Source organism: Pseudomonas rhizozeae, from assembly GCF_031583775.1.
Lineage (GTDB): Bacteria > Pseudomonadota > Gammaproteobacteria > Pseudomonadales > Pseudomonadaceae > Aquipseudomonas.
Genome location: NZ_JAVLSB010000035.1, coordinates 31,278 through 56,628 on the forward strand (window position 1 = coordinate 31,278; position 25,351 = coordinate 56,628).

Consider the following 25,351-nt stretch of genomic DNA (forward strand, 5'->3'; position numbering starts at 1 on the left):
TCCCTATCAGCCCGAGCGGACTTCATGGCGTTGCCGACCTTACGGATCATTGGTTTTATCATCGGCATCTTCCTGATCACCCTGGCGATCGCCATGGTCGTGCCGATGGCGACACTGATCATCTTCGAACGCACCGGCGACCTGCCGTCGTTTCTCTGGGCCAGCATGATCACCTTCCTCGCCGGCCTGGCCCTGGTCATCCCCGGCCGTCCCGAGCACGTGCACCTGCGCCCGCGGGACATGTACCTGCTGACCGTCAGCAGTTGGGTGGTGGTGTGTATTTTCGCCGCGCTGCCGTTCTTGCTGACCCAGCACATCAGCTACACCGACTCGTTCTTCGAAAGCATGTCCGGGATCACCGCCACTGGCTCCACGGTGCTCAATCACCTGGACGACATGTCGCCGGGCATTCTGATGTGGCGTTCGCTGCTGCACTGGATCGGGGGCATCGGCTTTATCGGCATGGCGGTGGCGATCCTGCCACTGTTGCGCATCGGTGGCATGCGGCTGTTCCAGACCGAATCCTCGGACCGCTCGGAAAAGGTCATGCCGCGCTCGCACATGGTGGCGCGCCTGATCGTTGCGGCCTACGTCGGCATCACCATCCTCGGCAGCCTGGCGTTCTGGTGGGCCGGCATGAGCCTGTTCGACGCGATCAACCACGCGATGTCGGCGATTTCCACCGGGGGCTTCTCCACCTCCGACCTGTCCCTGGCCAAGTGGCCGCAACCGGCGGTGCACTGGGTCGCGGTGGTGATCATGATTCTCGGTAGCCTGCCGTTCACCCTGTACGTCGCGACCTTGCGCGGTAACCGTCGGGCGCTGATCAAGGATCAGCAAGTCCAGGGTTTGCTCGGCATGCTGTTGGTGACCTGGCTGGTGCTCGGCACCTGGTATTGGTGGACCACCCAGTTGCATTGGCTGGACGCATTGCGCCATGTGGCGTTGAACGTGACCTCGGTGGTCACCACCACCGGTTTCGCGCTGGGGGACTACAGCCTGTGGGGCAATTTCTCGCTGATGTTCTTCTTCTATCTGGGCTTTATCGGCGGCTGTTCTGGCTCGACCGCAGGAGGAATCAAGATCTTCCGTTTCCAGGTCGCCTACATTTTGCTCAAGGCCAACCTTAACCAATTGATTCACCCGCGCGCGGTGATCAAGCAGAAGTACAACGGTCACCGCCTCGATGAAGAAATCGTGCGCTCGATCCTGACCTTTTCGTTCTTCTTCGCCATCACCATTTGTGTGATTGCCCTGTTGCTCTCACTGCTGGGTGTCGACTGGATGACCGCCCTGACCGGTGCCGCCAGTACCGTGTCCGGGGTTGGCCCAGGGTTGGGCGAGACCATCGGCCCGGCGGGTAACTTTGCCAGCCTGCCAGACGCGGCGAAGTGGATTCTGTCGTTCGGCATGTTGCTCGGCCGACTGGAGATCATCACGGTGTTCGTGCTGTGTATTCCGGCGTTTTGGCGTCACTGACCCGCTGCGGCGCTTGCAGCAGACGCACCCGGTACTCGCCGGGTGTGGCGTCAAACCAGCGGCGGAAGGCGCGGAAAAAATTGCTCGGGTCGGCGAAGCCCAGCAGGTAGGCGATTTCCAGCAAGGTCATGCTCGGTTGCGCGAGGTATTGCTCGGCCAGTTCGCGGCGAGTGTCGTCGAGCAAGGTCTGGAAACTGGTGCCCTCCTCCTGCAAACGCCGCTGCAAAGTGCGCTGGGACAGGTGCAAGGTCTGGGCCACGGTATCGCGTTTGGGCTCGCCCTGGGGCAGCAAACGGCATAACACCTGCCGCGCCTTGTGGGTCACGCGGCTCTCCGAGAAGCGCGCCAGGTATTCCCCGGCAAACCGATCGTGCAACAACGCCATGGCCTCATTGGCGGTGGGCAGCGGCGCTTCCATGTCGGCCCGCTCGAAGATCAGCGCGTCATACGGCGCGTTAAATTCCAGCGGTGCGTGAAAGGCTTCCTTATAAGGCGTGAGGTCCAGCGGCTGGTTGCCCTGGATCAAAACCTTGCGCGGCTGCAAGGTGCGCCCGGTTAGCCAGCCGCACAGCGCCAGTGCGCAGGCCAGTGAGGCTTCGGCGCTTTGCCGGGTAGGAGGCAGGTGATCGCCGTGCACCGTCAGGATCAGCGCATAACCTTCGGCCAGCAGGCGAAAACTCAGGTCGGCGCTTTCGGCGATGATCCGTTGATAACGCACCAGACGCTGGAAGCCTTCGGCCAGGGTCTGGCTGGACATCAGCGCATACCCGGCGACATGGAACGAGGCCGGTCGCACCACCTTGCCCATGTTCAGGCCGATGGCCGGGTTGCCCGACAGCTCGACCGCACGCTGCCAGAGTCGTGTCATGGAATCCTGTGGGAAACGCGCGTCCGGATCATCCAGCGCCGCGTAGTCGAGCCCCAGCTGCTTGAACAGTACCCGGCAATCCAGGCCGTCCATTTCCAGTGCTTTGACAATCCCCATCGCCCAGCTTGCAGAAGTCGTTCTTTCGCTCATGGCGTTGTCTGTCTTGAGTAGCCGCGTCCACGGCCGATTTGCGAAGGATACTAAAGTGGCGCCTATTGTCACTGGTGGTTACCAGTTATCACTCTAGACTCAAATAAGCTCCCCGCAGAACATCTGATCAGCAGAACACCTCACACAGAGATCGTCGCCGTGGAAAACGTCAAGCAATTCAACACCTTTGCTGAGTTCTATCCGTATTACCTCAGCGAACACAGCGACAGTACCTGCCGGCGCCTGCACTTTATCGGCACTAGCCTGGTGATTTTCATTCTGGCCATGGCCATCGGCAAAGGCGCGTGGTTGTTGCTGCTGGCGCTGCCCCTGGCCGGCTACAGCTTCGCCTGGGTCGGGCACTTCTTTTTCGAGAAGAACCGGCCGGCGACTTTCCAGCATCCGCTGTACAGCTTGTTGGGTGATTTCGCCATGTATCGCGACATGATTCTCGGCAAGGTACCGTTCTAAACCTCTTCTGCCCCGCCCAGGCCTGGCCGGACACCAAGCAGGCCTGGCGAGACACTGCGCCCATGGATCCAAGCTCTACACTCAAGGCATCCCCGGAAGTAGAACAAGAGGATCGCCAATGAATGCCAGTGCCCGTTTCACTCATATGCAGGACGGCACGCCGGAAGACTGGGCGATCATCGCCGCAGACTTCAGCGCCTACGCCAAACAGCTACCGTCGCGCATCACCGCGCACCTTAAATTGCTGGAGGGTGACTTCGGCGGCTTTCCGGTCGATCGCCTGACCCACTCGCTGCAAACCGCCAGCCGTGCCTGGCGGGACGGTCGCGACGAGGAATACGTGGTCTGCGCATTGCTGCACGACATCGGCGACACCCTCGGTTCCTACAATCACCCGGACATTGCCGCGGCGATCCTCAAGCCTTTCGTCAGCCCGGACAACCTGTGGATGGTCGAGAAACACGGGATCTTCCAAGGCTACTACTTCTTTCATTACCTGGGCATGGACCGCCACCTGCGCGAGCAATTCAGTGCCCACCCGCAGTACCAGGCGACCATCGAATTCTGCGCAAAATACGACGCCGCGGCTTTCGACCCGAACTACGACACCCTGCCACTGAGCTTCTTCGAGCCGATGATGGAACGGCTGTTTGCCCAGCCGAAGAACTCGATCTACAAGGCAGCGATGCAGGAGCATGCGCCGGCTTGATAGTCCCGAAAGTCATGTTCTTTGTGGGTCTGCGGGGTCAGGCCAACTCCGCGACTTTTTCAGCCTTGAGCAACGCTTCCCGCGCCTGCGCGTCCGCCAGGCGATACAGCTCGATTGAGCCGTCCCAGTGCTCAATCAGCGCCGTGCAGGATTCCACCCAATCGCCGCAGTTGAGGTAATCCACCTCGCCAACCTTGCGAATCTCGGCGTGATGGATGTGCCCACAGACCACCCCGTGCAGTTCGCGTTTGACGCATTCGTGGGCGATGGCCTCTTCGAAATCACTGATGAAACTGACCGCGGTTTTGACCTTGTGCTTGAGGTACGCCGACAGCGACCAATAGCCATAACCGTAGCGGGCGCGCCAGTGATTGAGCCAGCGGTTGAGGGTCAGAGTGAATTCGTAGGCGGAATCGCCGAGGAACGCCAACCAGCGGTGGTAGCGGGTGATGACATCGAATTGATCGCCATGGATCACCAACAGATGGCGGCCATCGGCGGTGACGTGCACGGCTTCGTCGACCAGTTGGATATTGCCGAGGATCAGCTTGGAGTAGCGGCGCAAGAATTCATCGTGGTTGCCGGTGACGTAGATCACTTCGGTGCCGCGCTTGGCCATGGTCAGCAGGCGCCGGATCACGTTGGTGTGCGCCTGCGGCCAGTACATGCCGCCGCGCAGCTTCCAGCCATCGATGATGTCGCCCACCAGGTAAATCTTGTCGGCGTGGTAGCCCTTGAGGAATTGCGACAAGTGCTCGGCCTGACAATCCCGGGTGCCCAGATGCACATCGGAAATCCACAGGGTTCGCACACGTTGTTTGCGGCTGGGTCTGGCGAGCTCGGCGCTGGTCATGGACAACCCTCTGCGATGTTTTCGCCAGCTTGCGCCCGGCCGGTTAATGGCCCATGACAATCGCAGGTCAGTCGTGTGACAGCCGGCGGCCTGACGAAAGCGCCGCAGCCCGGTGTAGACTGGCGGCCTGCCCGCCGGCCTGAATCTGTCGAACAAGGATTGCAATGACTCCCCGTACCGCCCTTGGCGCCTTGCACATTGGCGCACTGATGTTCGGTTTGACCGGCGTGTTCGGCAAACTGGCCGCGGCCTCCCCGGCCATCATCGTGTTTGGTCGCGCCGGGTTCGCGGTGTTGGCCCTGGCTTTTTTCATGCGGTTTGCCAGCGCCAGCGGTTGGCAAAAACTGCATGCGGTGGACTGGCGCCGTTTGCTACTCAGCGGCGTGCTGCTGGCCGGGCACTGGGTAAGTTTTTTTATTGCGGTGAAGGTCGCCGGGGTGGCCATCGCCACCTTGGGCTTCGCCAGTTTCCCCGCGTTCACGGTGATGCTCGAAGGGCTGATTTTCCGCGAGCGCATTCGCGCCAATGAAATTCTGCTGGTGGTGCTGGTGAGTATTGGCCTGGTACTGGTCACGCCGGATTTCGACCTGGCCAGCGGTGCCACGGTTGGCTTGCTCTGGGCGGTGGCGTCGGGTTTGCTGTTCGCCCTGCTATCGCTGACCAACCGCGCCAGCTCGGGGCGCATCCCCCCGGTGCAAGCGGCGCTGTGCCAGAACGTGGTAGTCGCGCTGTGTCTGTTGCCGGTGGCCGCGCCGGGTTTGAGCGAAGTGCGCGCTATCGACTGGTTGTGGATCGCACTGCTCGGGGTGTTCTGCACCGGGGTCGCCCACAGCCTGTTCGTTGCCAGCCTCGCGGTGATCAAGGCCCGCACCGCCGCCGTGGTCTTCGCCCTCGAACCGGTTTACGGCATCACCGTGGCGTGGCTGCTGTTCGATGAAAACCCCACCGTGCGCATGTTGCTCGGTGGCGCGCTGATCATCCTCGCGATCGTGATTTCCAGTCGACTGTCCGGCGGCTCAAATAAAAAAACCGTGGCCGCCGAGGCGGCGTCTCACTGAGTCCGATCGTTGTGACCGAGGTCACGCTGCGGGTCGATCTGGTCGCGAACCCGTTGCTTGAGCACCTTGGCCTCGGGAAAGCCGCCATCGGCCTTGCGCTCCCAGATCTGCACGCCGTCGCAGGTAATGCTGAAGTGGCCACCCGTGGCGGGCACCAGTGAGACTTTGCCCAGGTCCTCGGCGAAGGTGCTGAGCAGTTCTTGCGCCAGCCACGCGGCGCGCAGCAACCATTGGCATTGCGTGCAGTAAGTAATGACAATTTCAGGTTTAGGGGCAGACACGGCGAGCAACTCCTGAGCAAAAAGGCCCGGGCATCATAGCCGCCTTCAGCGCCGGCTCCGAGCTTATCGAATGCCCGCCAGCAAGCTGCGCGCGGTCTGCTTCAGTTGATCGTCACCTTCCCTGAGCAACTCATTCAACAGAGCAATGGCGCTGTCGATGTCACCGTCGTCGATGCAGGTCTGCGCCTGTTCGAGTTTGCCGACCGGCGCCGCAGCGAGATCGCTGAAATCATCATCTCCGGTGTCGAGGGACAGCGGTTCGAGTTCCAGGGTTTGCCGGTCATCAGCGAATTCATCGAGGAAGCCGTCGTCGAGGGCTTGCGCCTCCGGATCGGCCACCCACTCCAGCTCTTCCAGTTCAGCCTCGGGCGGCTCCTTGGAAAACTCGAAGACGTCGGGCAGCACATGCAAGTTGCTGGTAAACGCCGGCGCGGGCTCGACCTTGGGCGCAGCGGCGGGCGCGTGGTCGAACGGGCTGATCAAGTCCCAATTGGCATCCATTGACAGGTCATCCAGGTTGAGCTGGAAGTCGTCCTGGCTCGAGACCACGGCGGGCGGTACCACCGCCGCTGCCGCAATCGGTGCCGCAGCGGCGATGACCGGCGTAATGGGTGCAGCGGTCGGAACGGCCGCCGAGATAGCGGCGGGCAGCGGCGCCAGCCTTGGGTAACGCGCACGGATCTCCGCCAGCACTTCGGCATCAACGCCCGCCTGCACCAGACTTTGTTCATGGGCGTTGTAGCCGTCGACGTCGCCCTGGCGGCCCAACACCTCTAGCAGTTGCAACGCCAAGTCGATGCGCTCGGGCTCTTTGTGCAAACCTTCGCGCAGCAGGACCGCCGCCTCCGACAGCCGACCGTAAGCCAGATAAATCCCCACCGCCTCCAGCACGTCGGCACCGGGGGTTGAGTCGTGGTGTAGGGTCAAGTGGTGCGCGGCGTGCAGCGGCGTGGTGTGTTGCAGCATCGATTCGTGCCGTGGGGATTCATGCAGAGCCGATTCACGGGAAGCCGATGGCTCCGGTATCGGGTCCGCGATTGGCGGCGCAGAGGCTTGGCGCCGACGGCGAATCACTAGCCCCAGCAACACCAGCAAAGCCACGGCGAGCAGCCCGGCCAGGAGCATGCCGTTGCCAGAATCGCTTTCTGGCTCGACAGGCGCTACCGGCGCCGGGGCAGCTTCGGGGGCCGGGGTCGGGACCACTGACGGCGCGGGCGGTGCCTGCTGGATTTCGGCCAAACGGGTTTGCAGTTCCGTCAGGGCTTTTTGCTGCGCGGCGATTTGCTCATCGCGATCCTGCAGCTGCTTTTTCAGTTCATCGACGGACGTCTGCAACTGCTGGTTTTGCAACACGCTGGCGGCCAGTTGTTCGGCGGCCAACTCATTGGCCGGCGGCGTCGCCGCTGGGCTGGGCACGGTTTTGGCTGGCGCTTTCGCCGGTTTGGCCGGTGCCGGGGGCGTCACGCTGGGGAATTCCGAAGACTGGGCGGTAGCCGGCGGTTCATCGGCAAGGGGCACAATGCCCGGCGCCCCTGGTGGATCGATCAGCACCGTGAACTCGCGTAACACCCGGCCATTGGGCTGATTCAGCGCCAATAGAAAATTCAGGTAGGGCTCTTTGACCGGTTTGTTGGAGGTGACGCGGATCAGGCTGCGATTGCCTTTGACGATCGGGGTGAAGCGCAGGTCGTTAAGGAAAAACACTCGGTCGACACCGGCACGGCCGAACTCATCGGCCGTCGCCAGGCTCACCGATAAATCCGCCTCGCTCAGACCGGCGGCATCCACCAGGGCGATCTCCGCGCGCAACGGCTGGTTCAGCGCCGAGTGCAGCGTGAGATCCCCCAGGCCCAGCGCGGTCGCCCCTGTGCAGTAAAACATCGCGCCACCGGCCAACAGCGGCGCGGCACAACGGCGTAAAGCAACCCGTAAACTCTCGAGCATGAGCATCCCTTTAACTGACCTCAACCACCAGTAGGTGTCGTACATCCGGTACGAACACGATATTGCCTACTAGTTCTTATAGACGGCCCGGCGTGGTATCTCAAAAGTCTGGGAAGAGGTTATGCCTCAAGATTTTTCCAGATTGCCCAGAATGTGACCGTGAACACGCATGCACACCCGCAAATCCTCTTCGTCGACGCCGACGAACAATTCTTTGCGCAGTTGCGTGGCAATGGTTTCGATTTGTTCGATCAACGGCAGCGCCGGCGGACACAACATGATCTTCTTCGCGCGGCGATCTTCCACCACGGCCTGGCGCTGCACGAGCCCCTGGCCTTCGAGGCTGTCAAGCAACCGGGCGAGGGTCGGCCCTTCGACGCCAACGCTCTGCGCCAACTCACGCTGGGTCGGGGCTTCTTCAAAACGGGCCAGGTGCAGCAGCACCAGCCAGCGCGCCTGGGACAACCCCAGACCGGCCAGCCGGCGATCCAGTTCGGCGCGCCAGCCGCGGGACATCTGCGCCAGTTGCATGCCAAAACGGTGTTGATCGGTTAACGGCATAAAAAACTCATGATTAGACTGAAATAGAGTGAAACTAATTATTAGTCAGCTAAGCATGGCTTATGGCTGGAGGCAAGGCTTGCTCTGTACTGAATCGTTACATCTGTGAAACAGGTCTTCACATTTCGAATTCCGATTGCAGCGCCGCCCTGACGCAATACAACACGCCCTCCGGCACGCGACCAGCGAACAACGCGGCGATTTCCGCGACCGGCGGTAGCTCGCCTTCGCCATCGAGAAACGCGTCCTGCACTTCGCCCATCAAGTCTTCCGGCAAGTCCAGCGCCTGCTCCAGAGACAATTGCTGCTTGCCAATCGCCTCGGCGAGCATGCTGTAGACGTTCTTTTCCGAGCACTGCAACTGGCCGGCGATCTGCATCGGCGTCATGCCGGCGCGGGCCAGGGTGATCAGTTCGTGGCGCAGGTCGGCCACCACTTTCGGCGCCTCGGCCTGGCCGCCGAGCACTTCGAGGAAGGCCTCGCCATAGCGCTCGAGCTTGCGCGCGCCCACGCCGCTGACCCGCGCCATGTCGGCCAGGGTGCCGGGCTGGCTGCGGAGCATTTCCAGCAGGGTCGAATCGGGGAAGATGACATAAGGCGGCACGCCGTGTTCTTCAGCGAGTTTGCGGCGCAAGGCGCGCAGTGCTTCCCACTGTTCGCGCTCTTCGCCACGCACCAGTTGGCTCGCCTGGCTTTTACTGCTTTTGGCGGTGGTTTGCGGCTTGAGGTCGCGGCGCAGTTCCAGGCTCACTTCACCCTTGAGCAGCGGCCGGCAGCTGTCGCTCAGGCGCAGGCCGCCGTAGCCTTCGAGGTCAATGTCGGCCAGGCCACGGGCCACCAGTTGACGGAACAGCGAGCGCCATTCGCCTTCGGCGCGGTCCTTGCCGATGCCGAATACCGCCAGGTGCTGATGCCCGGCCGAGCGGACCTTTTCCGTGTCCTTGCCCAGCAACACTTCCACCAGATGGCCGACGCCGTAGCGCTGGCCGGTGCGATAAATGGCCGACAGTGCTTGCCGTGCCGGTTCGGTAGCGTCCCAGGTCTGCACGCCATCGACGCAGTTGTCGCAGTGGCCGCAGGGTTGCGGCATGTCTTCGTCGAAGTACGCCAGCAGGGTCTGGCGGCGGCAGCGGGTTTCTTCGCACAGCGCGAGCATGGCGTCGAGTTTGTGCTGTTCCAGGCGTTTGTGACGCTCGTCGCCTTCGGAGCTTTGCAGCATTTGCTTGAGCATCACCACGTCTTGCAGGCCGTAGGCCATCCAGGCGTCCGCCGGCAGGCCATCACGACCGCCGCGACCGGTTTCCTGGTAATAGGCTTCCAGGGATTTCGGCAAATCGAGGTGCGCGACGAAGCGCACGTTGGGCTTGTCGATGCCCATACCGAACGCCACGGTGGCGACCATGATCAGGCCTTCCTCGTTGAGGAAGCGCTTCTGGTTATGGGCGCGGGTTTCATTGGGCAGGCCGGCGTGGTACGGCAGCGCCGGGAAGCCCTGTTCGCTGAGGAACACCGCCACTTCATCGACCTTCTTGCGCGACAGACAATAGACGATGCCGGCGTCGCTGCGCCGCTCGGTGAGGAACGCCAGCAACTGCTTGCGCGGTTGTTCCTTGGGCACGATGCGGTAAAAAATATTCGGCCGGTCGAAGCTCGACAGGAAGCGCTCGGCGTTGTTCAGTTGCAGGCGCTCGACGATTTCTTCGCGGGTGCGCCTGTCGGCGGTGGCGGTCAGGGCAATGCGCGGGACATTGGGGAACAGCTCGGCCAACTGCCCCAGTTGCAGGTATTCGCGGCGGAAATCGTGGCCCCATTGCGACACGCAGTGGGCTTCGTCGATGGCAAACAGGGCAATTTCCAGGCTTTGCAGAAACGCCAGCATCCGTGGCTGCACCAGGCGTTCAGGCGCCAGGTAGAGCATTTTCACTTCGCCACGCTTGATCCGCGCCGCCAGGTCACGTTGCTGCTCGGCGCTCAGGGTCGAGTTCAATGCGGCGGCGGCGACACCCAGCTCTTCCAGGGTGGCGACCTGGTCGTCCATCAGCGCGATCAGCGGCGATACCACCACCGCCAGGCCTTCACGCAACAGCGCCGGAACCTGGAAACACAGCGACTTGCCGCCGCCGGTCGGCATCAGTACCAGGGCGTCACCGCCATTGGCCACGCGCTCAATGATTGCACCCTGGCGGCCACGAAAACTGTCGTAGCCGAAGATGTCCTTGAGGACGCGTTGAGCCTGTTCGAGCATAAAAACTCCAAAATCACCGAAACATCCCTGCAAGGCTGGTACACCAGCGCCGAGGCTGCACGGGCAAATCGTAAGTGAGCATTACGACTGCCGCGGCGCCCCCAGGGCATCGCAAAACGCGGGAGTATACCCGAGCGCTCTGCTGCAAAGGGTGCCGCTGATAAGACTTAAGGCTCCTGCAACCAAGTTCGATAAAGCGGCGCTTGAAGGGCAAATCTGCCTCGCGGCTGGCCTGAGCGCTCAAGAAGGCCTAGAATTCCCGCATTGTTTATTCCCCCAAGGTAGCCCTTTAATGTCCTTCGCTGAGCAATTAACCCGCCTGCAAGTTTTCCTCGACGCTGATGAACTGCATGACGAGGCGCTGGACTACGTGGCCGCCCACGGCTACCTGACTGCGTTGTCGATCTGCTCGGAAAGCGTTCCCGACCGTGAGTGGATCGACGCGCTGTTTGCCGAAGAGCCGCATTACGCCGACGACGCCCAGCGCGAATCGATCGAAGCAACGCTGATCCTGCTCAAGGCCCACATCGCCCGCCAACTGGCCGCCGATGAAGAATTCGAGCTGCCGTGCGACCTCGACCTCGGCGAAGAGCCGGATGATTCCGACCTGCGCGGCTGGTGCATCGGTTTTATGGAAGGTGTGTTCCTGCGCGAAGCGGCCTGGTTCGAAACCGCCGAAGACGAAGTCAGCGAAATGCTTCTGCCGATCATGGTCGGTTCCGGCCTGTTCGACGAGCAACCGGAGTTCTCCGACATCGCCGCCGATGCCAATCTGATGGACGACATGATCGTGCAGATCCCCGAAGCGCTGACCGCGTTGTACCTGCTGTGCAATGCGCCAGACGAAAAACCGGCGATCCTCAAGCCACGTCACCACTAAGTCCGCCGTGGTTGAGCCCAAGGTCAACCGCTCCCCGACCTTGCGCTACGCGCTGCTGGCCGTTGGCTGGTTGAGCGTGGCGCTGGGGGTCATCGGGATTTTCCTGCCGGTGCTGCCGACCACGCCCTTCCTGCTGCTGGCCGCCGCCTGCTTCGCCCGCAGCTCGCCGCGTTTCTACCAATGGCTCGTGCAGCACCCGCGCCTGGGGCCGTGGATCCGCGACTACCTCGAAGGCAACGGCATTCCGCTCAAGGGCAAGGTCTACGCCATCGGCCTGATGTGGGCGAGCATCCTGTTCTCCTGCTACCTGGTGCCGATGCCGTGGGCGCGAGCCTTTATGCTGACCAGCGCGGTGCTGGTGACGGTCTACATTCTCAGGCAGAAAACGTTGCGCAAGCCCTGATCATCCCTCGACTCCCGACTGAAACAGGCACCCTGCTGCTCTGGAAGTTGACGAATGCCAACTGCCGCCCGCGGACAAATTGCAGCGGTCGAGCAGCAGTCTGCTGAACACCCGACATCGTACCCGACGGCTCAACCACTGGTCGCTACTGTCAGATCTGACAGTAGCGACGGCGACTCCCCGCGACTTTAAATCACTCCGTCACCGATTCCTCGACTGGAGTGCCGTTCATGACCGTTCAAACAAAGAAAGAGCCCGCACCGCTGGCGTTGCTGGAACCTGAAATTCCCGGCCGCACAGAGCCCGACTTGCCTTCCGGCGCATGGCGAATCAACAAGGCAGCGGCCCTGGACAACTTTCCGGAAAAAGGCCTGAAGGTACACATTCTGCCCTGGGGTTCCATGGATTTGTTCGACAAGGTCGAGCTGCTATTCAACGGTAACGTGGTCGATCAACACTCCATCAGCGAAGAAACAGAAGTGGACCAACGCGTCACCCTATGGGTCGCACCACGGCACTTCACAACCGGTGAGCACTCCCTCACCTACCGGGTGACTCGGCGCAACCAGGGCCCCGAGACACTGACGCCCCCCATCAAGCTCTATGTCAAGCTCGAGTTGCCCGGCGGACAGGACCTGGATCCCGTGGAAGGCCAGCATTCCGAGCTCCATATGTTCATCGCCCCCGAAATCGTCAACGGTGGCGTGGACAAAGAGGCCGCCGAAAAAGGCGTTGACATCAAAATCACCGCCAAGCCCGACAGCGGCTCGTCCCAACCTTACCCCAACATTGCCGTGGGGGATGTCTGCAAGCTGAGCTGGGGCGGATGGCTCGTTTATTCCGACCCGGTGACGGCGCAACAAATAAGCAATCCGATCGACAACCCGATCCTCATCACAGTCGATGCAAAAACCATCAGTGACGCGGGAGACACGGGCGTTGAGGGCCTGGCAGTGACGTTCATGATTCGGGACCTGGTGCACAACGAATCCGAAGACTGGTGCAAAGAAACCCGTATCGAAGTGGACACCGGCAACACGCGGCTTGAAGCGCCGGTCGTCGATCAAGCCAATGGCAATGTTCTCGACCTGGATGCCCTGGGTGATGACGACGTGCATATCCAGGTCTGGGCGGTGAACCATGGTGGCGATGTGGATTTTGCGCTGAACGACACCATCATCATTACCCTCAGGGGTGTCACGCAAACTGGAAGCACGTTCGAATCCCGCGTTCGTGAGGTGATCACAAAGGAGCCCCCACTGGTTCTCGATGGATATCTGCTCAACCAGGATGTGCGCGCCCTGGCCAAATCCCAAGCCAGTATTTCCTATGAGGTGGAACGCAACGGCAGCGTCGTAAACCGTTCCAAAACCCGCTTCGTCAACATCGTCGGCGAAGCCAAACGCCTGGACGCGCCCCTTGCAGAGGACGCACTGGACGGCGCCATTGACCCCGACCTGCCTAGCACGAGAATTCGCATTCCGTTTGACCCGGTGATGAAAGCGGGCATGGTGATCGAACTCAAATGGCTGGGTTCGCGACCTGACGGCAGCACCCATGATCCAGCGCTGGAGCCGTACGTTGTGAGCAATGATGATGAAGCGGCCAAGGAAGACCTCTTCATCACGGTCGATGGCTGGCACTTGAAAACGCTGGAAGGCGGCTCATTGGACCTGTCTTATAACTTGCTGAGCGTTGACGACGACGGTGAAATCATTACGCGCAGTTCCCGGCATGCGCCACTGCTGAACGTCGGTGAGCCTCAGTACGAGCTGGTCAAACCGATCGTCCTGGGAGAGCAAGACGGCGCACTGGAGCCGGACGATCTGCCCAACGGCGCCAGTAAACTGACTGCGCCCAGACCCATCACCGTGCCGACCAAAGCCAGAGACAAGGTCACTTACTTTTGGTCAGGTGAGGTGAGCGGACTCAAAACGGACTCTGTCACGCTCAATGCCCTGATCGCGGACAGAGATGTGCCCTTTACGCTCACCACAGCATTCGTCGCTGAGCACATCGAGCCCAATCGCGGCAAGCAGGTCACCGTGCGCTACGAGATCCTGCGCGCAGAAACAGGCAAGACCAGCTACTCGAACCCGCTGACCATGATCATCGGCACAGCGGAGGGCGCCTTGCTACCGCCGGCCAAAGTACTGCAGGCGCCCGACGGTGTACTCGATCCGGCCAACGCGCCCAGCGGCGCCACCGTGCAGATTTCCGCCAACCGGGAAGAAAACGTCGGCGACCATTTCTATATGAAGTGGCAGTCTACCGACGAGTTAGTCACGCACGAGCAGGATAAGGCCGTGACAAGCAGCGATAAGGGCAAACCCGTCGAGTTCACGGTGCCCTTTTCCACCGTGCTGAACAGTCGCAACAAAACCATCACCCTCAGTTACCGGGTGGAATTGTCCGAGGGCGGCGAGGCGCTTGGCGAGGATTACACCCTGCGCGTCGAGCAGCAAAACGTGCGATTGCCCGTGCCGTGGATCCGGGAAGCCAAGGGCGACCAACTGAATCCCGACGGCGTCTATCCCAATGGTGCCACGGTGGTGATCGGGGCATCGGCCGAGCTGAAAACCGATGATGAAGTGATCGTGCAATGGGATGGCAAGACCACTCAGTCCTACCCGCATACCGTACTGGCAAGTCAGCAAGACAAAGAATTGGATGTCATCAAAATCCCCTACGCCGTGGTCAACGCCAATGACGGCGGAACCGTGTCGCTGACATACACCATCAAGCGCAAAACCGGGGCCACTGACGGTCCGTCATTGCCGGCGGTCTACGATGTGCGCAAGGTGATTGGTTCGGGTCAACTGAAGATCATGGGCGCGCGCTTCAATCGCAGCACCTCCCGCGCTTCCGGCGCCTCGCGAATGCTGAGCGCTTTCAATGCCGCCACCGGCCAGGCCTTGCAGGCCGAATGGCAATACGAAGGGGACGACACCTGGCAGACCGCTGCCACCTGGCGCGACACCGCGCCGCATCTACCGTTGCGGGTCCGCACGGCAGACGATCTGGTCACGCTCAACCCGGCCAATATCATTGGCAACGGCAATGACACCACGATAACCGGGACTGCCGCCTTCGTCGCGCATCGTGACGTGGGCGATGTGACGGGTTGGGGAAACGCCGCGCACGGCGCCACTATTCCCTCCACGATCATCACTCTGGACGACGTCGTCGAAGTCAGCTGCACCGGCAGTGCCTACGCCGCCCGACGTGCCAACGGGGCGGTCGTTGCCTGGGGCACCCCGACCACGGGAGGCACCACGCCGACGCCGGCGACGCTCGACTACGCACAGGTGGTCGGCAACAGCACGGCCTTCGCCGCGCTGAAAAAAAACGCCAGTGTTTCTGCCTGGGGCACAGAAGCCAATGGAGGCAAGGTCCCGGAAGGTATTGGTGGGCTCAGAGACATTCAACAGATCGTCGCAGCCGGCTCGGCGTTTGCCGCGATCCGAGACGTCGGTCAGGTGGTGGCCTGGGGACTGGAAACCCATGGCGCCAAAGTGCCTGACGACATTGGGGGGCTGACGGACATCCGCGAAGTGCTGGGCAGCAGCGGCGCATTCGCCGCCTACCGAGCCAACGGCAGGATTGTCGGTTGGGGCCACGAAAACTATGGCGCGAAGGTACCGGACGATATCGCCGCCATGACCGACATCATCGAGCTGAGCTGCGCCAACACCCAGGCCTTTGTCGCCCGGCGCGCAACCGAGCAAGTCGTGGCGTGGGGCACTCCCGCCTGCGGCGGCACCGTCGACCCACTGATCGGCACCTTGACCGATATCGTCGAAGTCAGCAGCACCTGGCGCGCCTTCGCCGCCCGCCGGGGTAACGGCCATGTCGTGGCTTGGGGCACTCCCGCTGAAGGCGGCAACGTGCCTGCGGACATTGCCACCCTCGACGACATCGTCCAGGTCGTCGGTTCATCCCAGGCTTTCGCGGCGCTGCGCAAGAACGGCACGGTCGTCGCCTGGGGCAACGAAGCGGTAGGCGGCAGTACCGCCAAGGTGATCGACCAGTTGAGCGACGTCCGCGCGCTTTACGCCAACACCCACGGGTTCACCGCGCTGACCGTCGACGGTCGCGTCGTGACCTGGGGCCACGACGGCGGTGGTGGCGACAGCAGTGCGGTGCAAGACCGACTGGCGGGCAAGGTGTCGTATCACGCCACACCCGCCACACGAGGCCTGGCGTTGCAAGCCAGCCGTTGGCTGATGGAACACTGAACCAGCCTGCTGCGGCTCGCTGTCCGATCAGGGCAGCGAGCCGCGGTACGCCGCGTGATGAACATCACCAACCGCTCGTCCGCACTGTCAGATCTGACAGTAGTCCTCGGCGTCTATTTACCGCCCAATAAAACGATCCGTTTTCTTTGAGCATTGGCCAGGAGTGCGCAACATGACAGCCTTCTCCGTGTACCTGTTTCCGCGTATTGAAACCGAGACCTCGCCCCTGGCCATGCGTCCGTTGCAGATTGCCAACCTGAGCGTGCCAGTGGTCGACGGCGATGGCGGGATCAACATCAATGCGGTCGAGGATTCACCGGCAGGACTGTTATGTGCCATCCCGGCTTACAACCCGATGCAGGCCGGTGACAAGCACGACGTTTACTGGGGCGGGAAAAAAGTTTTCGACCTGGAAGTGCAGCCGGACGAGGTCGATAAACCGCTGTTTTTTTACCTGCCAATTGCCCCGGTCCTTGAGACCCTTGGCTGGGTCGAACCGGTGTACTACCAATTGACCCGCAACGGCGCGAGCGCGCCGGAGCCGCCCTCGAGCGAGCTGCGGCTGCTGGTCAAACTGGATCGGCCGGCCGGTGTTGATACTGACCCGCACCTGCCGGGTCATTCCCATCTGAAACCGGTGCTGTTACCCGAGGACGTCATCCGCGACGGCGTCAGTGCCGAGCGGGCGAAGAACGGAGTGCCCCTGACCGTCGAGGCCTATCGCGGCATCGCCCTGCGCGACTCGGTTGCCGTGCAGTGGGGCACCGTGTGGATAGCGCCCCACAGGGTCAACCAGGCGCAGGCCGAGGGCCGCGAACCCATCGTCATCACCGCCGACCAGGCGACGATTCTTGCCGCCGGCGATAGCGTTGCACTGACCGTGCGCTACGACGTCTACGACCAGGTCAACAACTTCGCGATGGAAATGTCGAAAACCGCGTCCGTGCTGGTCGAGGCGGGTGAAACCAAGCTGGAAGCGCCCATCATCAAAAACGCCGACGACGGCATCATTGATCTTGAGCTGCTTGATAAGGAAGACGTCACGGTCTACGTGCGCGCACGGCCAGCGGATTTTGACTTGGGCGACACGGTGATGCTGACTTGGACGAGCGTACCTCGCGAAGGTCGGCCGCTGTATCACACCGGGTCTAAAACGGTGGACGAGACCGATAGCATTCTCGAACTGTACGTGCCTTACGACATCGTCCGAGCCGCCGCCATGGGTTCGGCGTCGGTCTTTTACGCCCTGAACAAAGCGGATGGCAGCCCGCCGATTCGCTCGCACCGCGCCTACGCCGACGTTATTGGCGATATCTGGTTGCTGCCCCAACCGGTCATCCGCGAAGTGCTGGGTGACACGCTGGAACCCAGCACACGCATCGCGACCGTGGATGTCGCCTACCCTGGCATGACCAACGGTGACTTCATCAACCTGATCTGGCTCGGGCGAAAATCCAATGGGCAACCGTATGTGCATGAGGACCAGCACACGGTCAGCGCCAATGAAGCAGCCGTTGGAAGCATTGAGTTTTATGTGGGCAGCGAGCACATCAGCGTGCTCGCCGACGGCAGCCTTGACCTGTCTTATCGGGTGTCGAACGATGAGATGTCGAGCCATGGAGTGAGCAGGTCCGAACACCTGCTGGTGCGAGTGGGGCAAATGCGTGGCGAATTGCCCGTGCCCGTCGTCGTGGAGGCCGATCCGCCCGACATCCTCGACCCGACCCAGGTGGGTGATTTCGTGACCGTCCGGGTCGATTACCTCGGCACGGCGGCCGGCGACATCCTCACGTGTGACTGGCTCGGCGCGGGCCCGGGGGGCAGTTGGCAGGACTCAGTGCCGATTACCACGCTTACGGCGGGCAAACGCATACCTTTCCGGGTGCGCGCCGACTATGTGATCACCAACATCGGCCGGCGCGTCAAAGTGCGCTATGTCCTGTGGCGCGCCGCCACCAAACGCTACAGCTATTCGTTAATGCTGGATCTGCTGATCGGCGAATTGGTGGGTGAACTGCCGCCACCCGATGTGTTGCAGGCCCCGGACGGCGATCTGAACCCGATGGCCGCGCTGGGTGGCGTTGATATCGAGGCCGGCTACGAGAGCATGAATCCGGCGCTGGACGTCGTGGCCTTGCGTTGGGTCGGCACGCCCGGTGCCGGCAGCTCCGTTGACCTGGAACTGCCGGGGCATGACAGCGGCAGCGTCCAGTTTCACCTGCCCGCCACGGTGGTCGGCGCCAATATCGGGCGTACGGTGCTGGTCGATTACGATGTGTTGCGCTACGGCATTCGGACGCCCTCCGAACCGAGGAGCGTGAACGTCTTGTCGTTCCAGGATCCGGACACCGAATTGCCTCGCCCGCAGGTGCCGGAAGCGGTCGCCGGCGTGCTCGACCTGATGGAAACCCCGGGCAATGCCACCGTGACCGTCGGCACCTGGCCCTTCGCTGCGGCCCGGCAGAAGGCCTGGCTCTCATTGGTAGGGGATGCTCTGTCCGGCGGTTCATACGTTATCGAGTTGCTCAAGGGTGAAGAGATCTCTGCGGCCCAGGCTGCGAATGGCCTGCGCGAAACCTTGCTGCGCAGTGAGCTGCTGAAACTGGCCCACGACTCACCCGCCGTCGTCGTGTGTAAAGTCGCCTTCGATCGTAGCCTGGCGGAATCCGACGCGATCGAATTCCCTCGTTTACCGCTGCGCGTGCGCACCCGCTATGACTACCTGACGCCGGAAATCACCCGTGTCGCCGACTCTCGCGGGGAGGTCGCGGAAGGCGGCACCACCTTCGATGCTGAGCTGACTCTCAAAGGCACCGGCACCCGGGGTGAACGCATCGAACTCTTCGACGCCGGTTCGCTGTCAATGGGCATCGCTGATGTCAGTGCCGACTGGCAATGGGAGCGGCGGATTGTCAACCTGACGGAGCGCCTGTATAGCATCACCGCCACCGCGCTGTATGACGCCGTGCCCGTCAGCAGCGACCCCCGGACCTTCACCGCGAACTTTGCGATGCCGCCGATCATTGATTCGGTCACCGACTCGAAAGGACCGGTGGCCTCCGGCGGCATCACCTTCGACACCCGCGTCACTTTCACTGGCCGAGCCAACCCGGACCGCCAGGTGCAGATTTACGACGAAGGTACAGCCGTGCCACCGGCCACTCCGGTAGACACCGACGGCAACTGGACGCAGGAACTCACCGGCCTGGCCATCGCCACTCACGCCATCAAGGTTCGGGGGCTCTATGGTCGCGAACCGGAATCGGCGGTGCACAGCTTCAGCGTGGAGCGAGCCGAGCCGCCCATTATCGAATCCGTAAAAGATTCCAAAGGTGAAATTGCCCCCGACGGCGTGACGTTCGAAACCAGTGTGACCCTCACCGGCAGGGCCTATCCAAAGCAGCAGGTGCAAATATTCAATGGCAGCACTGCCATCGCGCCGGCCACCCCCGTGGGTGATGACGGCATTTGGAGCCGAGTCCTGACGGGGCTGGCCTTCGCCATCTACCCGATCAAGGTCAGGGCGCTGTATGGTCACGAACCGGAATCAGCCATACGCACCTTCGAGGTGGCGGTGACTGTGACGCCGGCGATCAGCTCGGTAAAAGATTCAAAAGGCGAAGTGGCGGACGGAGGCCAGACCTTCGACACCCTCGTCAGCCTTATCGGAACGGCCAGCCCGAACCAGCAAGTGCAGTTGTACAACGGTGCCACCGCCGTGGCTCCGGTCACGACGGTGAAAGCCGATGGCACCTGGGACAGAGACCTCAGCGGGCTGACCATTGCCACCCACACCCTCAAGGTCAAGGCGCTTTACAGTACCCAACCGGAATCAGGCTCTCGCAGGTTCACGGTCGAACTGGCTGAGGAGCCGATTATCAAAACCGTGACGGACTCAAAAGGCGAACTGGCACCTGACGGTATTACTTTTGATGACCGCGTCACCCTCACCGGCACGGCCAACCCGAACCGCCAAGTGCAGATTTACGACGGTAGCTCCGCCGTGCCACCGGTCACCCCTGTCGACAACGGAGGTAACTGGGCCCGGCAACTGACCGGGCTGAGCATTGCTACCCACCTCATCAAGGTCCGGGGACTGTATGGCCACGAACCGGAATCGGCGGTGCGCAGGTTTGTCGTAGCGCGGGCCGAGGCACCGGTTATCGAATCAGTGAAGGACTCCAAAGGCGAGATAGTCCCTAACGGGGTGACCTTCGAAACCAGCGTGACCCTCACCGGCACTGCCTACCCGAACCTGCAGGTGCAAATATTCAACGGCAGCACTGCCATCGCGCCGGCCACCACCGTAGGTAATGACGGCATTTGGAGCCGAGTCCTGACAGGGCTGGCCATCGCCACCTACCCCATCAAGGTCAAGGCGCTTTACGGTCCTGGGCTGGAGTCGCCGGTGCGCACGTTCGAGGTGGCGTTGGCCGTTCAGCCAATCATCAAATCGGTACAGGATTCAAAAGGCGAAGTGCCGAACAATGGCAAAACCTACGAAACCCGCGTGACCCTCTCCGGCACGGCCAACCGCAACCAGCAGGTGCAGTTGTACAACGGTGCCACCGCCGTGTCTCCGGTCACGACGGTGAAAGCCAACGGCACCTGGGACAGAGAGCTGAGCGGGCTGACCATTGCCACCCACACCCTCAAGGTCAAGGCGCTTTACAGTACCCAACCGGAATCGGACCCTCACACGTTTACGGTGGAAAGGGCCCAGCGGCCGGAGATCCACTCGGTACGCGACTCCAAAAAAGAAGTCGATCACAACGGTCTGACTTACGACAACCTCGTGGATCTGGTTGGTTCCGGCCTCCCGAACGAGCAGGTGGAAATTTTCGATGGCTCGGCGTCCAAGGGCAAAGCGAATATCGATGGGGCCGGCGTATGGAAGCATCGTCTGACAGGACTGGCCTATACCGTGCACCGCATTACCGCTAAAGCCCTCTACAACGCCAATCCGGTTTCCAGCGTGGAGAGAGTTTTTCACGTCTTACAGGCCGTCACCCCGCAGATCACTTCAGTCATCGATGCCAAGAACACCGCCATCGGCAATGGCGGCAGCACTTACCAAACCAGCGTGACCTTGAGCGGCCCGGCCAGCCCCAATGAACGCATCCAGCTGCGAGATAACAACACACCGATTGGCAACCCGATCCCCGTGCCCGGCGGTGGTACGTGGACTCACACGCTGACGAACTTGACGCGCAAGCCTTACCAACTGACCGCCAAAGCGCTGTACGGCAACGAGCCGGAGTCTGGCGTAAGAAGCTTCACCGTGGCGGCGATGATTGAGCCGAGCATTACCTCTGTCGTCGACAGCGCGGGCGCGCACGTTTCACCTAACGCCACCACCTACCAGACCTCGGTGACGGCGACCGGGGGCGGCACGCCCGGAGAGCGCATCACCGTGCTGGATGGCGGCGCCCCGGTAAGCACGGTGGACGTGGGTGCAAACAGGGTCTGGAGCTTTGTCTACAGTGGCTTGACGGCCAAGTACTACAGCCTGACAGCCCGTGCTGAATACACCGTCAATCCCGGCACCAGCGGGCCGTGGCCATTCACCGTCGCCTCGCACGTTGCGCCGCAGATCACGTCGGTCAAGGATTCACGCGGGGAACTGGCTAACGGCGGTAAGACGACCGACCGGACCGTGAGCCTCACAGGCCAGGTCACGCCGTCGCATCAGGTGCAGATCTACGACAACAATGTTGCCGGACCGTATGCCACAGCCAACAGCTCGCGTACCTGGTCAACCAACTTATCAGTGGGCCTCGGCAATCACTCGATCACCGCGAGAGCCGTCACCACGGGACAGACTTCGGGTGCTCGGACGTTTACCGTGGAGTCACCTATCCCGCCGCTTAATTTCAATACCAACACCGTGACGCTGGCGGGGAAAGTGTACATGTCCCCCAGTGGGGTCCTGCCGAATTTTGACGGCAGTACATCGGTCCATCATGTGGCGTCCGGCGGCATCCCGCCTTACACCTATGCGTCCAGTAGCCCGGCAGTGGCCTTCGTCGAATCCAATGGGCGAGTCACCGTGCGTGGCAAAGGCCAAGCCTATATTTCGGTCAGGGACACCGCTAACCAATCCAAACAGTATTTGGTGATCGTTACAGGAGCTATCCAATGCCTTGACCTGGGCGCCGGCACGCTCTCGCAGATAACAGCAGCAGCGACGGCGGCTGGCGCGCGGGTTCCCTCCATTGGTGAATTGCGGGAAATTTTCAACGCTTATAACGGCCGCTGGCAACCAGGCAATGCTTGGTACTACTGGAGCAATACCGTTCATAGCACCGTCATAACCAGACGTTACTACACCAAACAAATGGTTGGCGGCGGCGACGAATCACCGTTGGCAGACAACTTCGGCCACGCGCGAGGGATGGGCCTGAGGTAGTGGCTAGCGGCAACACTCAACCACTCGTCGCTACTGTCAGATCTGACAGTAGCGGAAGTGGCTTCACGAGTCTTTAAATCACTATCGACTTCCCCCTCAATGGAGTTCCGATCATGCTCATTCAACCCTCGAATAAAGCTTCTCTGGCGCTGCTCGAACCGGAGGTACCCGATCGCACGGAACTGGCCTCCGGAGAATGGGGCATCAACCTGGCCGCGGCAAAGGGCAACTACCCCGAAAAGGGGCTGAAGGTCTGGATTCCGGCCTGGTCGCGACAGGGCCTGGGGGACAGGATCGAGCTGTTGCTGAACGGCACCGTGGTCGACCAGCACTTCATCAGCGAGGCCGTTGAGGTGGAAACGCGCTCGACGTTATGGGTTGCGCCCGAGGTCATCGAGTCCGGCTCGCACTCGCTGACCTATCGCTTCACCCGGCGAAATGAGGCGCCAGAGCTGTTCGAACCGCCGCTGCAGCTCATGGTAAAACTGGATGTACCCGGAGGCGAAGACCTGGACCCTGAGGAAGGCCGGCATTCCGAGCTGCATATGGAGATCGACCCGGACATTCTGCGCGATGGTGTGAACGAAGATAACGTCGGTGACGGCATCGACGTCACGATCAAGGCCAAACCGGGCGCTACTAGCCAGGCCCCTTACCCGGGTATCGCCGTGGGCGACATCTGCACCTTGAGCTGGGGCGGGCAGTACATGTTGTCGGACCCGGTGACACAGGATCAGATCGACAGCCCTGATGACCATCCACTGGTCATCAGCGTCAGCAAACAAGCGATCCTTGATGCCCGGGACACCGGACCCGAGGGCATGTCCGTCACGTTCAGAGTCCTGGATCAAGTGAACAACGTTTCCACCGACTGGTGCACCCCGGAGCACATCAAGGTCAAGCTCGGCGACTCACCACTGTTGGCCCCCATCATCAGCAGAACCGATGGCTCTGACCTGCATCTGGACGAGTTGGCGGGTGAAGACCTGGAGGTCATGGTCTGGGCGGAGTCAGTCGATGAATTCAAGCTCGACGACACCATTATCCTGAATCTCACAGGTACCACTTACGGTGGCAGACCCCACCATACCCAGACCCGCAAAACCATCACTAACACCCCGCCCGTTCTGTTGTTCCTCAGTGTTCCCAATGTTGCGGTCCGGGAGTTGGCAAAAACCCAGGTGAGCTTTTTTTACACGGTGGAGCGCAACGGCACCCCCTTGCAAACATCCCCTTCGCGGTTTATCAACATCATCGGTGAGGTCGAGCAATTGGCTGCCCCCCTCATCGAAGACGAGCAAGAAGGCAAGCTTGATCCGGACCTGACCGCAGTTGAAGTCAACATTCCCTTCAACAAGGATTTTATGTTTCTAGACGCGATCGAACTCAATTGGTTGGGCCTGCGCCCTGACCTGAGCACCTACAACCCTTTTCTTGATTGGTATTTCCCAAGCGAAGATGAAATCCAGGCTGAGGAAGGCTTTTTCATTCCGGTGGAGGGCAAGCACCTCAAGACACTGGAAGGTGGCACGCTGACCCTGTCTTACACTCACCTGCGTGCCGGTGAAGATGACGAGATAATCCGACGTCCGTCACTCACAGCTCAAGCGCTGGATGTGGGTGAGCGCCAATTCGAGCTGGCCAAGCCCACTCTCCAAGGTGAGCAGGATGGCGTGCTGGAACCCGATGACTTACCTGGTGGCACCACCCGACTGATCGTGCCCAACCCTGCAGACAATCCGACCAAACGCAATGACATCGTGACCTTCACCTGGGTCGGCGAAGCCAGCGGCGAGACCGAGCAATCCAGAACCATCAACGCTTTGACTGAAGGCAGGAATGTGGATTTCGCGCTGAATGCTGCGTTTGTCGCGCAGCACATTGAGGCGAACCGTGGCCAGACGGTGGAAGTCAAGTACCGCATCTGGCGCGTGGCAACAGGCAAAACCAGCCAGTCCAATTCTTTAGTGTTCACGGTGGGTCGTTAGCGAGGGCGCATGGCCATGCTTATCCAGCCTGAAAAAAACCGCTCGTCCTCCACCCTGCTCGAACCCGCGATCCCCGGCCGCACCGAGCCAGCGCTGCCATCCGGCGAGTGGGGCATCAACTTCGCTGCCGCCCGGGGCAATTTTCCGGACCGGGGGTTGAAGGTGCAGATTCCAATCTGGTCCACCAAAGACCTGGGCGACAAGGTTGAGCTGCTGCTCAATAACGCCACGGTGGATCAACACAGCATCGGCGACCCCACCGAAATCACCGAGCCGACGATTTTGTGGGTGGCTCCGGGGCGCTTGCCCAGCGGTTCCTATACCTTGAGCTACCGAGTGACGCGGCGCAACCAGGCGCCTGAAACCTTCACCCCGCCGCTCAGGCTTTACGTCAAACTCGAACTCCCCGGCGGCCAGGACCTGGACCCCGAACCAGGCGTGCACTCGGCGTTGCACATGTACATCGATCCGCAGATTGTCCTCGATGGGGTCGACAAGGACATTGCCAAGGCTGGGGTCAAGATTACCGTCCGGGCCAAACCCGGCAATGACAGCCCGCGGCCCTACCCGAACATCGCCGTGGGCGATGTCTGCACCTTGAGTTGGGGCGGCCAGTTCGTACGCTCGGCACCCGTGACCCAGGAACAGATCGACGATCCTGCCGGCCATCCCATCGTCATCACCGCCGATGAAAAAACCATTCTCGATGCGCAGGACACCGGCCCTGCGGGTTTGGCCGTGACCTTCATGATCAGGGACCTGGTGAACAACCAATCCGAAGACTGGTGCCAGGAAACGCGCATCGTGGTCGACA

The 25,351-nt window shown here is 61.3% G+C and carries 15 protein-coding genes and 1 pseudogene; 10 read left to right on the forward strand and 6 right to left on the reverse strand.

Going from position 1 to position 25,351, the window contains the following annotated elements; translation table 11 throughout:
• Nucleotides 1-24 precede the first annotated feature (24 nt).
• Nucleotides 25-1,479: a TrkH family potassium uptake protein gene (locus RG836_RS11060; RefSeq protein WP_310845389.1), complete on the forward strand. Its 1,455-nt coding sequence runs from the start codon at nucleotides 25-27 to the stop codon at nucleotides 1,477-1,479.
• Here the strand turns inward: RG836_RS11060 and RG836_RS11065 are convergent.
• Entirely contained in the window at nucleotides 1,436-2,497 is a 1,062-nt protein-coding gene (locus RG836_RS11065) for an AraC family transcriptional regulator (protein ID WP_310845390.1), read from the reverse strand. The two genes, RG836_RS11060 and RG836_RS11065, sit on opposite strands and share 44 nt — an antisense overlap.
• Before the next feature lie 159 nt (nucleotides 2,498-2,656).
• Between RG836_RS11065 and RG836_RS11070 the strand changes: the two genes are divergently transcribed.
• Both RG836_RS11070 and RG836_RS11075 read left to right on the forward strand, forming a co-directional pair.
• Nucleotides 2,657-2,968, forward strand: coding sequence for an Mpo1-like protein (locus RG836_RS11070; RefSeq protein ID WP_310845392.1), 312 nt, complete (start codon nucleotides 2,657-2,659; stop codon nucleotides 2,966-2,968).
• Nucleotides 2,969-3,086: 118 nt separating this feature from the next.
• Entirely contained in the window at nucleotides 3,087-3,677 is a 591-nt protein-coding gene (locus RG836_RS11075; RefSeq protein WP_310845393.1) for an HD domain-containing protein, read from the forward strand.
• A 37-nt stretch (nucleotides 3,678-3,714) separates the two neighbouring features.
• Here RG836_RS11075 and RG836_RS11080 read toward each other — a convergent pair whose 3' ends face one another.
• Entirely contained in the window at nucleotides 3,715-4,530 is an 816-nt protein-coding gene (locus RG836_RS11080; protein ID WP_310845394.1) for a UDP-2,3-diacylglucosamine diphosphatase, read from the reverse strand.
• Between the two features lie 164 nt (nucleotides 4,531-4,694).
• Here RG836_RS11080 and RG836_RS11085 point away from each other — a divergent pair, with 164 nt between their 5' ends.
• Nucleotides 4,695-5,588 (forward strand): DMT family transporter, encoded by an 894-nt coding sequence (locus RG836_RS11085; protein ID WP_310845396.1) that lies wholly within the window; start codon nucleotides 4,695-4,697, stop codon nucleotides 5,586-5,588.
• On the opposite strand, the gene RG836_RS11090 is transcribed toward RG836_RS11085, so the two are convergent.
• The 4 genes from RG836_RS11090 to recQ form a co-directional block, all read right to left on the reverse strand.
• Nucleotides 5,582-5,869 (reverse strand): Rdx family protein, encoded by a 288-nt coding sequence (locus tag RG836_RS11090; RefSeq protein ID WP_310845397.1) that lies wholly within the window; start codon nucleotides 5,867-5,869, stop codon nucleotides 5,582-5,584. The genes RG836_RS11085 and RG836_RS11090 overlap by 7 nt on opposite strands.
• Nucleotides 5,870-5,932: 63 nt before the next feature.
• Complete coding sequence (locus tag RG836_RS11095; protein ID WP_310845398.1) at nucleotides 5,933-7,813, reverse strand: motility hub landmark protein FimV; 1,881 nt, start codon at nucleotides 7,811-7,813, stop codon at nucleotides 5,933-5,935.
• A 126-nt stretch (nucleotides 7,814-7,939) separates the two neighbouring features.
• Complete coding sequence (locus RG836_RS11100) at nucleotides 7,940-8,374, reverse strand: MarR family transcriptional regulator (RefSeq protein WP_310845400.1); 435 nt, start codon at nucleotides 8,372-8,374, stop codon at nucleotides 7,940-7,942.
• A 118-nt stretch (nucleotides 8,375-8,492) separates the two neighbouring features.
• Entirely contained in the window at nucleotides 8,493-10,619 is a 2,127-nt protein-coding gene (gene recQ, locus RG836_RS11105) for a DNA helicase RecQ (RefSeq protein ID WP_310845401.1), read from the reverse strand.
• 292 nt (nucleotides 10,620-10,911) lie between these two features.
• Here recQ and RG836_RS11110 point away from each other — a divergent pair, with 292 nt between their 5' ends.
• The 6 genes and pseudogenes from RG836_RS11110 to RG836_RS11135 all read left to right on the forward strand — a co-directional run.
• A complete protein-coding gene (locus tag RG836_RS11110; protein ID WP_310845402.1) occupies nucleotides 10,912-11,499 on the forward strand; it encodes a YecA family protein in 588 nt (195 codons plus the stop codon).
• Nucleotides 11,500-11,506: 7 nt separating this feature from the next.
• Nucleotides 11,507-11,902, forward strand: coding sequence for a YbaN family protein (locus RG836_RS11115; RefSeq protein ID WP_310845403.1), 396 nt, complete (start codon nucleotides 11,507-11,509; stop codon nucleotides 11,900-11,902).
• 230 nt (nucleotides 11,903-12,132) lie between these two features.
• Entirely contained in the window at nucleotides 12,133-16,140 is a 4,008-nt protein-coding gene (locus RG836_RS11120) for an RCC1 domain-containing protein (RefSeq protein WP_310845405.1), read from the forward strand.
• A gap of 172 nt (nucleotides 16,141-16,312) precedes the next feature.
• Complete coding sequence (locus tag RG836_RS11125; RefSeq protein ID WP_310845406.1) at nucleotides 16,313-22,549, forward strand: hypothetical protein; 6,237 nt, start codon at nucleotides 16,313-16,315, stop codon at nucleotides 22,547-22,549.
• A 113-nt stretch (nucleotides 22,550-22,662) separates the two neighbouring features.
• Nucleotides 22,663-24,537 (forward strand): hypothetical protein, encoded by a 1,875-nt coding sequence (locus RG836_RS11130; RefSeq protein WP_310845408.1) that lies wholly within the window; start codon nucleotides 22,663-22,665, stop codon nucleotides 24,535-24,537.
• A gap of 15 nt (nucleotides 24,538-24,552) precedes the next feature.
• Nucleotides 24,553-25,351, forward strand: a pseudogene (locus RG836_RS11135) (hypothetical protein); the annotation flags it as partial.

Bases quoted from the DNA above. Each gene is read 5' to 3' on its own strand.
- RG836_RS11060 (WP_310845389.1), top strand. From the start codon at position 25: ATGGCGTTGCCGACCTTACGGATCATTGGTTTTATCATCGGCATCTTC.
- RG836_RS11065 (WP_310845390.1), bottom strand. From the start codon at position 2,497: ATGAGCGAAAGAACGACTTCTGCAAGCTGGGCGATGGGGATTGTCAAA.
- RG836_RS11075 (WP_310845393.1), top strand. From the start codon at position 3,087: ATGAATGCCAGTGCCCGTTTCACTCATATGCAGGACGGCACGCCGGAA.
- RG836_RS11080 (WP_310845394.1), bottom strand. From the start codon at position 4,530: ATGACCAGCGCCGAGCTCGCCAGACCCAGCCGCAAACAACGTGTGCGA.
- RG836_RS11085 (WP_310845396.1), top strand. From the start codon at position 4,695: ATGACTCCCCGTACCGCCCTTGGCGCCTTGCACATTGGCGCACTGATG.
- RG836_RS11095 (WP_310845398.1), bottom strand. From the start codon at position 7,813: ATGCTCGAGAGTTTACGGGTTGCTTTACGCCGTTGTGCCGCGCCGCTG.
- RG836_RS11100 (WP_310845400.1), bottom strand. From the start codon at position 8,374: ATGCCGTTAACCGATCAACACCGTTTTGGCATGCAACTGGCGCAGATG.
- recQ (WP_310845401.1), bottom strand. From the start codon at position 10,619: ATGCTCGAACAGGCTCAACGCGTCCTCAAGGACATCTTCGGCTACGAC.
- RG836_RS11110 (WP_310845402.1), top strand. From the start codon at position 10,912: ATGTCCTTCGCTGAGCAATTAACCCGCCTGCAAGTTTTCCTCGACGCT.
- RG836_RS11120 (WP_310845405.1), top strand. From the start codon at position 12,133: ATGACCGTTCAAACAAAGAAAGAGCCCGCACCGCTGGCGTTGCTGGAA.
- RG836_RS11125 (WP_310845406.1), top strand. From the start codon at position 16,313: ATGACAGCCTTCTCCGTGTACCTGTTTCCGCGTATTGAAACCGAGACC.
- RG836_RS11130 (WP_310845408.1), top strand. From the start codon at position 22,663: ATGCTCATTCAACCCTCGAATAAAGCTTCTCTGGCGCTGCTCGAACCG.